This is a genomic window from Hymenobacter telluris (assembly GCF_017313265.1).
Classification (GTDB): Bacteria; Bacteroidota; Bacteroidia; order Cytophagales; family Hymenobacteraceae; genus Hymenobacter; species Hymenobacter telluris.
The window spans coordinates 61,845-74,135 of the sequence record NZ_JAFLQZ010000011.1; the positions used below are offsets into that span (position 1 = coordinate 61,845).

The following is a 12,291-nucleotide window of genomic DNA, read 5'->3' on the forward strand; positions in this document are numbered from 1 at the left end:
TTGATTTGTTACTTCAATCTTTCTTGTTGTGCGAAACTTACTGTTCCGTTCTATAATCGGGCTTGGCTTATGCAGCGGAGTGCTGGTAGGCCTATCATCAGCGGCGGCCCTTGGCCGTACCGGGTCGGGAGAGAATGCTGGGGCTTCGGTAGTGCAAGGAGCTGGCACCGGCCTCACCGCTTCTTACTTCCGCAACGGCACATTGGCCGGAGCGCCAGTGCTTACCCGCATCGACCCGGCCATTGATTTTCAATGGGGCGCCGGCTCGCCTGGCCCCGAGGTGCCCGCCGACAACTTCTCGGTTCGGTGGGAAGGCCTGCTGGCGGCTTCGGTTACTGGCCGCTACAAGTTTTCGGTGCAAACCAGTGAAGGTGTGCGCCTGTGGGTGAACGGCAAAAAAGTGCTGGACACCTGGGACGGCAAAAAAGCCAACACCGATGCACCCCTGGCTTTTGCCAACCTGGCCGCCGGCGAAAAGACCTCTATCAAGCTGGAGTACTTCGACGAAGAAGGCGACGCCCGCATTCAACTGCAATGGACGCCACCCGGCCAGGCCGAGCAAACTATTCCATCGGGCAACCTGTACCCGCTGGGTTCGTCTCTCGCCCCTGATCCGGCTGGTGCAGGCCCGGCCGTAGCTGCGGCACCAGCTGCTAAGCCGGCGCCAGCTCCTAAGCCTGCTGCCGAGCCCAAAGCACCCAAAGCCGCTAAAGAGCCGAAGGTTGCCAAAGAGGCGGCAGTAGTTGCTGCACCGGCCCCCAAACCCGCTGCTGCTAAAGCGGCTGCCGCAAAGCCCGCTAAACCCGCCCCCGAGCCCAAACCAGCTCCTGCTCCCAAGGAGGTAGCCGCCGAGCCGAAACCTTCGCCGGCGTTTGTACCAGGCGTGTACACGCTGAAAGTCCGGTCCGATGAAAAGCCATTGGAACTTGCCGACCAAGCCCAGATAAATGCCGCCGCAAACCCGCTGGGCGGGGCGGCCGCCAGCACCGTACCACAATGGAGCATCGAGCCGGCCGGCACGGGCTACTACCGCATTGCGGTGCAGGGTGGGCGTAAGGTGCTGGAGGTGCTGGGCAGCGCCACTTCCAACGGTACGCCTCTCAGCTTGTGGCCTTTCTATAGCGGCAACAACCAACTGTGGGCCATTGAGCCGCTGGAAGATGGGTATTACAAGCTCACCGCCAAACACAGCGGCAAGGCCGTGACGCTCAACACGCCCGAGGAAGGCGGCTTGCAACAACGGCGCTACGCCAACCGCCCTACCCAGCAGTGGAAGCTAGAAGCCGCTGCTCCCGTGGTCCTGCTACCCGCCGGCGCGGTGCCTAGCAACACCCCTAGCGTAGGCGCCAACCAACTGAGCGTATATCCCAACCCTAGCAATGGGGTGATGCAAATGTCGTATCAATTGGGTGCCGAGCAGCCACTGGGTTGGGTGCTCTACAACCAAAGCGGTATTGCCGTGCGGGTGTCCGACTACCGGCGCCAAACGGCCGGGGGGCATCACCAAACCCTGGATTTCCGCAGCCTCCCCGCCGGCGACTATTACCTGAACCTGACGGTAGGTACCGTGAATACCAAGCACCCCGTAAGCATCCGTCGGCCGGCCGCTGAGGCACCAGCCACTACTTCGGCCGAGTAAGCGGATTCTATCAACGTGTCAGTGCTTGCTAAAGAGCTGAAAGCCAATCTTATCCTGCTGGTTATTGGCGTGGCGCTAATGCTGGTAGAAGTAAGTTTAGACTACAGAGACAGTACCCCCGGTGAAATTATCGAAGCCGTTGTGCTGCTTCCCTTGCTGTACCTGCTCGTGCTGCTGGCCCCATTACGGTACCTTTTGTTAGGCGTTCTGTGGGGAGTGCGCCAGCTGGTAAGCGCCACAAAATAAGCGCGTTCTATATAGTGTCATCTGCCTCGCTACCGGGTGGCTTACGATGAAAAAGAGGATTGACCGGACAGCATGGTGCTGCTTGGTCAATCCTCTTTTTTTGTAAGGAATATCCCCGGTGTTAAATCCCGCCGAAGGCCTTCATCTGGCCCCAAAGTCGCTCGAACTCCTGGCAGTAGCGCTGGGTTAGGGTGTGGTCGTCGGTAACGAGTAGGTTTTCGAGGTTATGCTCGGCCGCCGAGCGGGTCCAGTTATAGGAGCCGGTTAGTACGGTGCGGCAGTCGGCCACCGCAAACTTGTGGTGCATGTGGTACTCGGAATGGTCGATGCGGGTGGGAATGCCGGCTGCGGCCAGCTGGCGCACATCGGAGCCCCGGTCCAGTAGCTTGTCGTTGTCGGTGAGCAGGCGCACGCGCAGGCCCCGGCGGTGTGCGGTCAGCAGGGCATCGGTCAACCGGTCGTCGGCTACCGTGAACACGCACACATCCAGCTGATGCGCTGCCTGCCCAATGAACCGCTGAATAGCTGCCACACACTCGTCGCCGGGGCTGAAATGTACTTCCGACCGGCTGGCCCGGGCGGGCGGCGCGGCCGGGGGCAGCAACAGGGCGCTAGCCGTTTCCAGCCATTCCACCACCGCTTTGTCCTGGAAGCTGTTGAACCGGGAACGAGCCAGGTTGAACAGCTCGTGGCGCAGCGCATGCAAATCGGCGCCGTGCTGCCCGTGCTCCGCCAGCTGCTGCCGAAGCTGCCGCGCCTCCTGCTGGCTCAGGGTAGAGTCGGCGAAGGCGCGCTCAAAACGACGTAGCAACTCGGCCGTAGCCACCGACAAACGACGGCTTGCACCATCTGGGTTATTGGGCATATGCAACAGGCGGTGAAGTGAAACGGCAAGCACCACGCCCGAACGCGCGCACAAACCAAAAATCTGATAGTTAAGAGAAAGCCTCAGCCAGTGCGGGCTTACGTACGGTGGCGCTTTGTACTTGCTGTTGGGCGGCTAGCAGGGCCCTGGCGTAGGGCTCGTGTAGCACCCGCAGCGGGGGGGCGTCGGGGCGCAGCACGGCATCCCAGAGGCCCGAGCGGTGCCACTCCCGGTCCAGAAAATCCCAATCGGGCCGGTCGAGGATGGGGTAGAGGCACACGCCCCACAGCGGAATGCCCATTTGCAGAGCCGCCGCGCATTCGCGCCCAATCATGTCCATCCAAACAGGCCGGTCTACGCCGGGGTGGCTGGTTTCGGTGAGCACAATGGGGCAGCCGTACCGTTTGTGGGCCATAGCCAGCAGGTGGCGCAAGGGCTTCCACTGCGGGTGAACGGGCTGGTCGTTCCACGGAATGCGGTGGTGCGGGTCCAGCTCCCACTGGTTATCATAGTAGAAGTTGAAGCCCAGCATGTCCAGGTACTCGGGGCGGCCACCCAGCTCGGGGCACAACCGGCCCGCCAGCATATCCACTGATTGAAACTGGTGGGAAGTGTACTCGGCCATGCGTTGTCGCTCGGCGCGCTTGGCACCCGGTTTGGGCACAATGTTAATGAGCGGCTCGGTGGTCAGAATCCGCACGCCGGGGTCCACTTCGCGCATGGCGGCCACGCCTTCAATGTAGGCGCGCATCAGCCCGCGCTTCACTTCCCAGCCCTGGCCCACGCAGTAGGGTGAGGTGCCTCGCACGTCGCCGCCCAGCCAGCTCATGAAACTTACCTCGTTGATAGGCGTCACAATTAGCTCGCCCTCCGGCTGCTCGTCGCGGTAGAACTGCACAAAGGCCCGGCATACGGCTGCGAAGCGCCGCGCAAACAGCGGGTGCAACGGCGTCAGGTCGTCGGGGTAGCCGAAGTGGCAGATGTCCCAGAGCTGCTGAATGCCATGGCGGCGGCCGGCGGCCATCATGTCGCGCACGGTGCTCCAATCGTATTGGTAAGGTACTTTTTCAATCTGGCTCCAGCGGATACCTTCCCGCACGGTGGTCAGGTTGTACTGCTGCAAATCCTGATAGTCTTGGTCGATGAGCTGTAAGTGGCCGGTGAGGGGCAGAAAATCGACGCGGTTACCGAAGCAATTCAATTGGTCGGTACACTCGTAACCAGCCATCCAGAACGATTGAAACGGATTCGAGCGAGGAGTAGCAGGCGGCATAAGTCGGGGGAATAGGGTAAAGAAATGGCACCAACCCGGTTGAGCTGGTGCCATTTTAACTATAAAAGCCAAGATAAAGTTGGAATCAGACTGAAACTAGCCTTCCGGAAGGAAACTCAGCCCTGGGGGTAAGCCGCTAAATCTGGGGCGACACGGCCGACGAATCGGAAGCAAGCGGTACCCGATTCTCGCCGGTAATAGACTTAGCCTCAATAAAAATCCGCTTGAACTCGGGGAACTTGACCCGCACCGCATCTTGCAGCCGACTGATAGCCTGCTCCACTTCGTTGGCGGAAAGGTGGTCGTGAAAATCCACGTCGAGCGCCAGCACCACGTCGTGCGGGCCCATATACATGGTGAGGGGCCGCCGAATATTCTCCACGGCGTGGTCTTGGCGGGCCAAGGCTTCCAGCTCGTCGAGGATGGCATCCTCCACGCCTTCACCTACCAGCAAGCCTTTGGTTTTGTAAATCAAGAAGATAGCCACCGACACCAGCAGAATGCCGATGCAGATAGAAGCCCCGCCATCGAAGTACGGATTATCGAGCAGGTGCCCGAAGTACACGCCCAGCAGCGCAATAACCAGCCCGATTAAGGCGGCCAGGTCTTCCATCAGAATGGCAAATACCGAGGGGTCTTTGCTGCGGCCCAGCGTTGCCCAGAAGCTGGAGTCGCCCCGGTCTTTGTTGAACTCGCGGAACGCCAGGAAAAAGGAAATGCCCTCGAACACCAAAGACAAGCCCAATACCACGTAGTTCCAGGTAGGGTCGGTGATGGGAGAGGGATGCTTGAGGTGCTCGATGCCCTCGTAGAACGACATGCCGCCGCCCACCGAGAAAACCAGGATGGCCACAATCAACGACCAGAAGTACAGCTCTTTACTGCGTCCAAACGGGTGCCGCGCATCGGCTGGTTTTTCCGACTGCTTGACTCCGAACAGAATCAGGATGCCGTTGCCGCTATCAACGAGGGAGTGAATGCCTTCCGACAGCATGGCCGAGCTACCCGTGAAAAAGGCGGCCACAAACTTGGAAATGGCAATGGCGACGTTGGCTCCGATGGCCCCGTAAATAGCAATTTTAGAACCCCCGGCAGACATGAAAAAGTGGTTTGTTGGACCCGGAATACAGAAACGGGTTGCGGGTGGTACGCAGCCAAGCGAAACGAAGTTAGGCGCCGCCCCGCAATAGCACCGATGCCGCCAAAGTAGTGCCCAGCTTAAACCACAGCCCCAATAGCGGCTTGCCGTATATGGCGCTGCCTGGAACCCGACCGGGCTTCACTGAAAATACGCCTAGAACCGGGGTGCTTGGCCTGAATAGCAGTTTGCAGCCGTTCCACAGCTACCGGCACTTTATCTGAGGTGAGAGAAGCCGCTGTCAGCCAAGCTTGACCCCAGGCAGCCGGCAACTCGTAAGCACAGTGCAGTACGAAAACCCAATGCCCAACGAGCAGAGCGAATTCCTACGCTCCAGTGCTGCATTGAATACTCGTTCCGCTCGTTGGGCATCGGGTTTTCGCGCTCCATCCCTGTCCGTATTCTGGTGAGCCCCGAGGCGCGCTACTCGAACAATTCGCTTTTATCTGACTTTTACGCCTCATATGGCTGAACCTGCTACTCCCGCTCCTTCGTCTGCCGCACCCACTGCACCGCTCCGCCGCCGGCTGGGACTGGTGCAGGCCACGGCCCTCAACATGATTGACATGGTGGGCATCGGGCCGTTCGTTACGCTGCCGCTGGTCATGGGCTTCATGGGGCCGAACTTCCTGCTGGGCTGGCTGGCTGGTGCCGTACTGGCGTTGATAGACGGCTTGATATGGAGCGAGTTAGGGGCGGCGTACCCCGAGGCGGGCGGGTCGTATCGGTTTCTGAAGCTGGCGTACGGCGAGCAGAAATGGGGCCGGCTGATGTCGTTTCTGTATGTGTGGCAGACCTTGGTGCAGGCGCCGCTGGTGGTGGCCTCGGGTGCCATTGGTTTCGCGCAATACTTCAGCTACCTCGTTCCGCTCAACGACACCTGGCAGCCCAAGCTGGTGTCGGGCGTGGTGGTACTGCTGCTAATTGCGCTGCTCTACCGCCGTATTGATGATATTGGGCGGCTGGGGGTGCTGCTGTGGGTGGGCGTGCTGGGCCTCATGGGCTGGCTGATTTTCGGGGGGCTCACCAACGCCACGCACGCTGTGGCCTGGCTACCAGAAGGCGGCTTCTCGGGCTTGATTTCCTGGCAAGACGGGCAGCTGACGGGCCTGCTGCTGTCGGCGGCGCTGGGGCAGGCGGCCGTCAAAACCATCTACTCTTACCTGGGCTACTACAACGTGTGCCACCTGGGCGGCGAAATCCAGAACCCGCAGCAGGTAATTCCGCGCAGTATTTTCCTGAGCATATTGGGCATCATGGCGCTGTACCTGCTGCTCAACTGGAGCGTAGGCAGCGTTATTCCGTGGCCGGAAGCCAGCAAGTCGCAGTTCATTGTGAGTGCCTTCGTGGAGAAGCTCTACGGGGCTACGGCCGCCAAAGCCGCTACGGCGCTGGTGCTGTGGGTGGCGTTTGCCTCGCTGTTTGCGGTGTTGCTGGGCTATTCGCGCATTCCGTATGCCGCCGCCGCCGACGGCGAGTTTCTGCCAGTCTTCGCTAAAACCCATCCTACCAAGCATTTTCCGCACGTGTCGTTGCTGATTCTGGGTGGGGTAGGGTTTGTGTTCAGCTTGCTGTTCCGGCTGGGCGAGGTCATCAGCGCCATCCTGGCCATGCGGATTCTGGTGCAGTTTGTGGGGCAGGCGGTGGGGCTGGTACTGCTCCGGCGGCGGCGCGGAACGGCGGGCTTGCCGTTCAAAATGCCGCTTTACCCGCTGCCGGTTATTGTGGCGGTGCTGGTGTGGCTGTGGGTGTTTTGGAGCATCAAAGACGGCGCCGTGCTCTACGAAAGCGCCGACACGCGCATCTTTCTGCCTTTCCAGGTGGCCGCTTTGCTGATGATGACGCTGGGCAGCGTGGTGTTTCTGCTCTGGAGCCGCCGCCTGGGCCGCTGGCCGTTTCAAAAGTGAAGGCGTAGCCCGCTCTGCTTTTCGTCAAACCCTGCCATATGCTTGCCTTACCGACTACTATTCCTTCCTGCGCCTGGGCCACTCAAGATCCGCTGCTCCAAGCTTTTCACGACAATGAGTGGGGTGAGCCGGTAACGGAGGCAGTTATTTTGTTTGAGTACTTGCTGCTGCATACGTTTCAAATCGGCTTTAACCTGCCGGTAGTGCTCCGGCGGCGCGAAGCATTCCGGGAGTTGTTGGTTAATTTCGAGCCCGAGCGCCTAGTCCGGTTTACCGACGATGACGTGGAAGAACTGCTCCTTGATCCGCGCATTTTGCGCAGCCGCCACAAGTTGCGGGCGGCCGTGCAAAACGCCCGCGCCTGGTTGCAGCTGCAACGGCAGCTAGGCGGCGAAAACCACCTACTGTCTTTCTTCTATGATTTCGTTGGCGGCCAACCACTTGATAACCAACGTCAGTCTGAAATTCAAATGCCAGGTTCAACGCCTGCCAGCGTGGCAATGAGCAAGGAACTGAAGCGCCGTGGTTTTGTCATGACGGGTCCCGCAACCTGCTACAACCTGATGCAAACCGCCGGCCTCGTAAACGACCATCTGGTATCGTGTCCGCAACACCGGAAATGTCAGGCGCTGGCTTCAAGCGGAACACCGCTCGGGTAACAGAGGTAGGGAAAACCGGCGCAGTCCGTTTAGAGAGCCCGCACCAGCGCCACTCCGGCAAACGTAGCCAGCAGCCCCAGCAAAACGCTGCCCACCACATACAGCAGCACCAGCCCGTATTGGCCGTTTTCGAGCAGCGTGATGGTTTCGTAGGAGAAGGTGGAAAACGTGGTGAAGCCCCCGCAAAAGCCGGTAGTGAGCAACAGCCGCAGTTCCGGCGAGGCAATGGTGCCCCGTTCGGCGGCGGCGTAGAACAAGCCAATCAGCAGGCAGCCCAGCACATTTACCAGCAGGGTACCCAGCGGAAACGGGTGCGCCAAATACCGCGCTACCAGCAATTGGCCGTAGTAGCGGCACACGCTGCCCATGCCACCGCCAAAGGCAATCAAAATTACGTGTCGGAGCATAAGGCCGGGGCTGTACTTGAGGAGGGAAAGAGGCGGTAGCCGGCAAGATAAGCCGCTGCCGCCCGGGCTTCATACAATCAGAACCAGCGTGCCGCCAATAATCAGGGCCGCGCCCAGCGCCGCCTTCAGCGTAAGCGCCTCCCCCAAAAACAGCATCGACAGCCCAATGGCAATGGCCACGCTCAGCTTATCAACGGGCGCTACCTGCGACACCTTGCCCAGCTGCAATGCCTTGAAATAGAAAATCCAGGACAAGCCCGTTGCCCCGCCCGACAACACCAGAAACAGCCAGTTGCGGGGGGTGAGCAGTTGCACATCATGCGCGCTGCCCCGCGCCCACACAATACCCCAGGCCACCACCAGAATAACAACCGTTCGGATGGCCGTGGCCAAGTCAGAGTTGACGCCCCTGATGCCCACCTTGGCCAGCACGGCCGTAAGCGCCGCAAATACGGCCGAGAGCAACGCGTAAGTCCACCACATACTTGATTATTGATTGATGGTTGTTTCGTGCCGGGAAGTAGCAATCAGCCAATAAGTTACAACTGCTTCTCGTAACAGAAGAAGCGCAGTCCCGGCCGGAACGCCAGCGTGATTTCGCCCGCAAACCGGTAACCCAACTTCGGAAACAGGCGCTGCGTGGCGGCATTTTCCGAGTTGGTATCCACCCGCAGTGTTTTCAGGTTCCAGTCGCGCGCCAGCACCTCGGCTTGCTGCAAGAGCGCCGCCGCCACGCCCTGGCCCTGGGCAGCGGGGTCTACGGCGAGGCGGTGGGTTACTACGGCGGGCTCCGTGGGGTCCCAGTCGGCTTGGGCGTACTCGGGGTCTTGGGCGTTGTTGGTGAGGGCCGCTATACCTGCCAGCCGTCCATCCAACTCCGCTACCCAAAGCTGGTTTAGTCGGATATCCTCCTGAAAAACAGCTTCGTTGGGATAATCAGCCGACCATTGAAAGTTGCCGGCTTCGTTCATCAGGGGCACCACCCGGCGGACGAGGGCCATGATGGCGGTTACATCAGAGAGAGTAGCGCGGCGCAGCAGCATAAAGAGCAAGATGTAAGTAAAACAGCGTCAATTTGGGCTTTCAATTGATGGTAGTTGGTTTAGCTCCCCTTCTATATAGCCCATACACAAGCCCATAAATTCCACCGCCTAAAATGTAGGGTAACATTTCTATTACCTCTGTACTGTGTATAGAACTCCATTTCAATTTTACAGGCAAGAGTAGCATTAAGGCAACAATACCGGAAGCCACAAAAAAACCAGTTATGGTAGACTGCCAATTTTTCTTCTCAACCAACCAGCAATGCAGAATCACCAGAATAGTATAAGCAGGGAAGCCATACAGTAGTACACTAACAAGAATTAGCACGGCATAACCTCCAATATGTTGAGTCCCTTTTAAAGCTGACTCAAACAAAACAAAAACCACAGTGGTAGCTAATATGCTGAAAAGCAAAGACCACCACATTCTTTTGATGACAGGTTTCATGGGAGCCCGTTAACCAAAACTGCATAAATGGAAAACCAACTTCCTTAAAGAAAAAGACGCGCTTTAAGCGCGTCTTTTTCTGCAAAACTGCCTACCCCCGCCGCAGCACTTCGGCAGCATCCGGCGCGAAGTAGGTCAGGATAGCGTCGGCGCCGGCACGCTTGATGCTGGTTAGCACTTCCATCATGGCTTTTTCGCCGTCGATCCAGCCGTTTTGAGCGGCGGCTTTCACCATGGCGTACTCACCCGAAATGTTGTAGGCTGTAACGGGCAGGTTGGTGGCGTTTTTCACTTCCCGGATGATGTCGAGGTAGCTCAGAGCTGGTTTAATCATCACCATGTCAGCGCCTTCCGCCTCGTCGAGGGCCAGCTCGCGCAGGGCTTCCAGGCGGTTGGCGTAGTTCATCTGGTAGGTTTTCTTGTCACCGCGTTTCGGGGCCGAATCCAGGGCGTCGCGGAAAGGGCCGTAGAACGCAGAGGCGTACTTGGCGGTGTAGCTCATGATGCTCACGTGCGAAAAGCCGTTGCTGTCGAGCACATCCCGAATCCAAGCCACGCGGCCGTCCATCATGTCACTGGGCCCGATGATGTCGGCGCCGGCGCGGGCCTGGGCCAGGGCCATCTGCCCGAGCACTTCCAGGGACGCATCGTTGAGAATCTCGCCCGAATCTACATCCACAATACCATCGTGGCCGTCGGAAGAGTACGGGTCCATGGCCACGTCGGTCATGATGGCTATATCGGGGAATTGCCGCTTGATGTCGGCTACGGTGCGCAGGTATAAGCCTTCCGGGTTTTTCGACTCCTGGGCCAGCCGGTCTTTCAGGCTGTCGTTAATGGCCGGAAACGGGGCGAAACTCTTGATGCCCAGCTCCACGCAGCGCCCGATTTCGTCGATGAGGCGGTCGGCGGTGAAGCGGTAAATACCCGGCATCGAGTGGATTTCCAGCGCCTTGCTCTGGCCTTCAATCAGAAAAACGGGGTAAATGAAATCGTGCGTGGTGAGGCGCGTTTCCTGCACCATGTCGCGGATAACCTGGGACTTACGGTTGCGGCGCGGGCGGTGCGTAGGGACGTTGGGCATTAGTTCGGTCAGTTGGTAAGACGGGATAGAACAACTGAGGCAAAGGTAAGGTTGCTATAGTCTGCTAAGGATGAAGGCCAATCAAGAGAAACAGGATAGCGACAGCCAAGCATAGGAAAAATATTGGAAGAGAGCCAAATACCAGACCAAGCAAACCAATAACTAATGCCACAGCGGCAAAAAATAGCTGCGTTAGGGCTCTATATAAATTATCAGGGCCATCAGTGGGCCAACGTTTCTTGGAGACATTCTTTACACTGTACTCCCGCGCCGCCCGCCATTTCTTTGGTTTAATAGGATACAGACGTAAGCCTGCGCCATGACAGATTACTGATTGTTGAGGCGCTGATTTTTTTGCCTGCTTATAGAAATTACCAGCGCGTTGTGATGATACCACTGGAACAGGAGAGGTACCCAGTAATTTCTTGCCACGTTGCGTTTGATTGGAGTTGGCCGTATCAACTCGCGCCACCAAAGCCTTAGCTGGCCGAAACTGAAACGCCACTTTTTCGCTCCGGCAGCCAACCAGTAGCCCCGAAACCAATAAAAATAAGCAGCGCAGGAGCATCATTGGTGAGAAGACTACAGGTTGAAGACTTACCAATATATGCTTACTATAATACCGTTACCGTCTTCATCCTGAGAAGATTACATATTGAAGAACTCCTGAAATACTTCCAGCCACGCGTGCTTGCCCCCGATGCCCACACCCAGGAAGTAGTAGCCCAACAGCACCACCAGCGCGCCCACGCCCAGCCCTAGCCAGCCGCCTAGCAGAATGCCACCGGCCACACCGCCCGCCACCAGCGCCACGCCCAATACAAAGGCCGCAGTGTGCTCTAGCTGCGGCTGTTGCGGCCGATGATGCTTTGTGGTACTAGCTGATTTAGAGTAAGATGCGGCGGCGTTGGCTGATTTGAAAGGAACTGAAGCCAGCCGCTTAACGAGCCGTGCCCGTTTGGGTATCTGGCGTTGGGCCACTGTAGGTGCTACCGGTGCGGGCCGCTCCGCTGGCGTAACGGCAACCATTGGCGTCGCAGCAGCAACAGGCACAGCAGGGCAAACATTCTGCGTTAGCGGTGCCGGAGCAGGCTGAAATCGAAAGGCGGTTTTTTCGGTTTGGCAGCTAGCGGCCAGCAGTAGCGCGCAGCAGAAAAGTAGAGTTTGTTTCACGGAAAGTGGCGGGCAAGAAACGTATGGCACCCAAGATAGGCACCGTTCCGGTTTCCGTGGGTAATTGGGCGAGGCAGGTCAGGGTTTGGCGAGAAGCAGGCCCAGTACCGCCGTAACTGCCCCGGTAATGAATGTTCCCAGTGCGAGCAAGTAGCCCACATAAGCCAAAATGGCGCCTTCAAAAGTAACAACGGAAGGAGCCGCCAGGAGCACAATCACCATAAGCAGCACTGCCATGCCCATGAGCACCAGGCCAAAACGCACCGGCTTAGGAATTTCCTGCGCAATGGCCTGCTCCCGCAACGGACGCTTCAGGTTGCGGGTCAGGGGCCGGCTAAGCCGCGCCACCAGCTGGCGCGGGGGCTCGAAGGGCGGACGTACCAAGTGGCGACGGACAGCTTGGGCAAGT

Annotated in this window: 14 protein-coding genes; 3 read left to right on the plus strand and 11 right to left on the minus strand. The window is 58.4% G+C overall.

Annotated features, from left to right (window positions below; translation table 11 throughout):
• The first annotated feature begins 28 nt into the window (after positions 1-28).
• Entirely contained in the window at positions 29-1,639 is a 1,611-nt protein-coding gene (locus J0X19_RS15780) for a PA14 domain-containing protein (RefSeq protein ID WP_206985357.1), read from the plus strand.
• A gap of 367 nt (positions 1,640-2,006) precedes the next feature.
• Here the strand turns inward: J0X19_RS15780 and J0X19_RS15785 are convergent, their stop codons facing one another.
• The 3 genes from J0X19_RS15785 to J0X19_RS15795 all read right to left on the minus strand — a co-directional run bounded on the left by J0X19_RS15785 (position 2,007) and on the right by J0X19_RS15795 (position 5,122).
• Positions 2,007-2,750, minus strand: coding sequence for a phospholipase D-like domain-containing protein (locus J0X19_RS15785; RefSeq protein WP_206985359.1), 744 nt, complete (start codon positions 2,748-2,750; stop codon positions 2,007-2,009).
• A 70-nt stretch (positions 2,751-2,820) separates the two neighbouring features.
• Positions 2,821-4,023: an amine oxidase gene (locus J0X19_RS15790; RefSeq protein ID WP_206985361.1), complete on the minus strand. Its 1,203-nt coding sequence runs from the start codon at positions 4,021-4,023 to the stop codon at positions 2,821-2,823.
• A 136-nt stretch (positions 4,024-4,159) separates the two neighbouring features.
• On the minus strand, positions 4,160-5,122 hold the full coding sequence (locus J0X19_RS15795) for a cation diffusion facilitator family transporter (RefSeq protein WP_206985363.1): 963 nt from the start codon (positions 5,120-5,122) through the stop codon (positions 4,160-4,162).
• 503 nt (positions 5,123-5,625) lie between these two features.
• Here J0X19_RS15795 and J0X19_RS15800 point away from each other — a divergent pair.
• Together J0X19_RS15800 and J0X19_RS15805 are read left to right on the plus strand one after the other, a co-directional pair.
• A complete protein-coding gene (locus J0X19_RS15800) occupies positions 5,626-7,068 on the plus strand; it encodes an APC family permease (protein ID WP_206985365.1) in 1,443 nt (480 codons plus the stop codon).
• Between the two features lie 38 nt (positions 7,069-7,106).
• Positions 7,107-7,727 carry a DNA-3-methyladenine glycosylase I gene (locus tag J0X19_RS15805; RefSeq protein ID WP_206985366.1) on the plus strand — a complete coding sequence of 207 codons (621 nt, stop codon included), beginning with the start codon at positions 7,107-7,109 and terminating at the stop codon, positions 7,725-7,727.
• 29 nt (positions 7,728-7,756) lie between these two features.
• Here J0X19_RS15805 and crcB read toward each other — a convergent pair whose 3' ends face one another.
• The 8 genes from crcB to J0X19_RS15845 form a co-directional block, all read right to left on the minus strand.
• Positions 7,757-8,134 carry a fluoride efflux transporter CrcB gene (gene crcB, locus J0X19_RS15810; RefSeq protein WP_206985368.1) on the minus strand — a complete coding sequence of 126 codons (378 nt, stop codon included), beginning with the start codon at positions 8,132-8,134 and terminating at the stop codon, positions 7,757-7,759.
• Positions 8,135-8,203: 69 nt separating this feature from the next.
• Positions 8,204-8,617, minus strand: a complete 414-nt coding sequence (locus J0X19_RS15815; RefSeq protein ID WP_206985370.1) for an EamA family transporter — start codon at positions 8,615-8,617, stop codon at positions 8,204-8,206.
• 56 nt (positions 8,618-8,673) lie between these two features.
• Complete coding sequence (locus J0X19_RS15820) at positions 8,674-9,177, minus strand: GNAT family N-acetyltransferase (RefSeq protein WP_206985372.1); 504 nt, start codon at positions 9,175-9,177, stop codon at positions 8,674-8,676.
• Positions 9,178-9,217: 40 nt separating this feature from the next.
• Positions 9,218-9,625, minus strand: coding sequence for a hypothetical protein (locus tag J0X19_RS15825; protein WP_206985381.1), 408 nt, complete (start codon positions 9,623-9,625; stop codon positions 9,218-9,220).
• A 91-nt stretch (positions 9,626-9,716) separates the two neighbouring features.
• Positions 9,717-10,709 carry a porphobilinogen synthase gene (hemB, locus tag J0X19_RS15830; RefSeq protein ID WP_206985382.1) on the minus strand — a complete coding sequence of 331 codons (993 nt, stop codon included), beginning with the start codon at positions 10,707-10,709 and terminating at the stop codon, positions 9,717-9,719.
• A gap of 64 nt (positions 10,710-10,773) precedes the next feature.
• A complete protein-coding gene (locus J0X19_RS15835; protein ID WP_206985383.1) occupies positions 10,774-11,280 on the minus strand; it encodes a hypothetical protein in 507 nt (168 codons plus the stop codon).
• A 77-nt stretch (positions 11,281-11,357) separates the two neighbouring features.
• Positions 11,358-11,762, minus strand: coding sequence for a hypothetical protein (locus J0X19_RS15840; RefSeq protein ID WP_206985384.1), 405 nt, complete (start codon positions 11,760-11,762; stop codon positions 11,358-11,360).
• 198 nt (positions 11,763-11,960) lie between these two features.
• Positions 11,961-12,266: a hypothetical protein gene (locus J0X19_RS15845; protein ID WP_206985385.1), complete on the minus strand. Its 306-nt coding sequence runs from the start codon at positions 12,264-12,266 to the stop codon at positions 11,961-11,963.
• Positions 12,267-12,291: the final 25 nt, after the last annotated feature.

Coding starts and splice junctions, on each gene's coding strand:
- J0X19_RS15825 (WP_206985381.1), bottom strand. CDS start 9,625: ATGAAACCTGTCATCAAAAGAATGTGGTGGTCTTTGCTTTTCAGCATA.
- crcB (WP_206985368.1), bottom strand. CDS start 8,134: ATGCTCCGACACGTAATTTTGATTGCCTTTGGCGGTGGCATGGGCAGC.
- J0X19_RS15790 (WP_206985361.1), bottom strand. CDS start 4,023: ATGCCGCCTGCTACTCCTCGCTCGAATCCGTTTCAATCGTTCTGGATG.
- J0X19_RS15820 (WP_206985372.1), bottom strand. CDS start 9,177: ATGCTGCTGCGCCGCGCTACTCTCTCTGATGTAACCGCCATCATGGCC.
- J0X19_RS15805 (WP_206985366.1), top strand. CDS start 7,107: ATGCTTGCCTTACCGACTACTATTCCTTCCTGCGCCTGGGCCACTCAA.
- J0X19_RS15835 (WP_206985383.1), bottom strand. CDS start 11,280: ATGATGCTCCTGCGCTGCTTATTTTTATTGGTTTCGGGGCTACTGGTT.
- hemB (WP_206985382.1), bottom strand. CDS start 10,709: ATGCCCAACGTCCCTACGCACCGCCCGCGCCGCAACCGTAAGTCCCAG.
- J0X19_RS15815 (WP_206985370.1), bottom strand. CDS start 8,617: ATGTGGTGGACTTACGCGTTGCTCTCGGCCGTATTTGCGGCGCTTACG.
- J0X19_RS15785 (WP_206985359.1), bottom strand. CDS start 2,750: ATGCCCAATAACCCAGATGGTGCAAGCCGTCGTTTGTCGGTGGCTACG.
- J0X19_RS15795 (WP_206985363.1), bottom strand. CDS start 5,122: ATGTCTGCCGGGGGTTCTAAAATTGCTATTTACGGGGCCATCGGAGCC.
- J0X19_RS15800 (WP_206985365.1), top strand. CDS start 5,626: ATGGCTGAACCTGCTACTCCCGCTCCTTCGTCTGCCGCACCCACTGCA.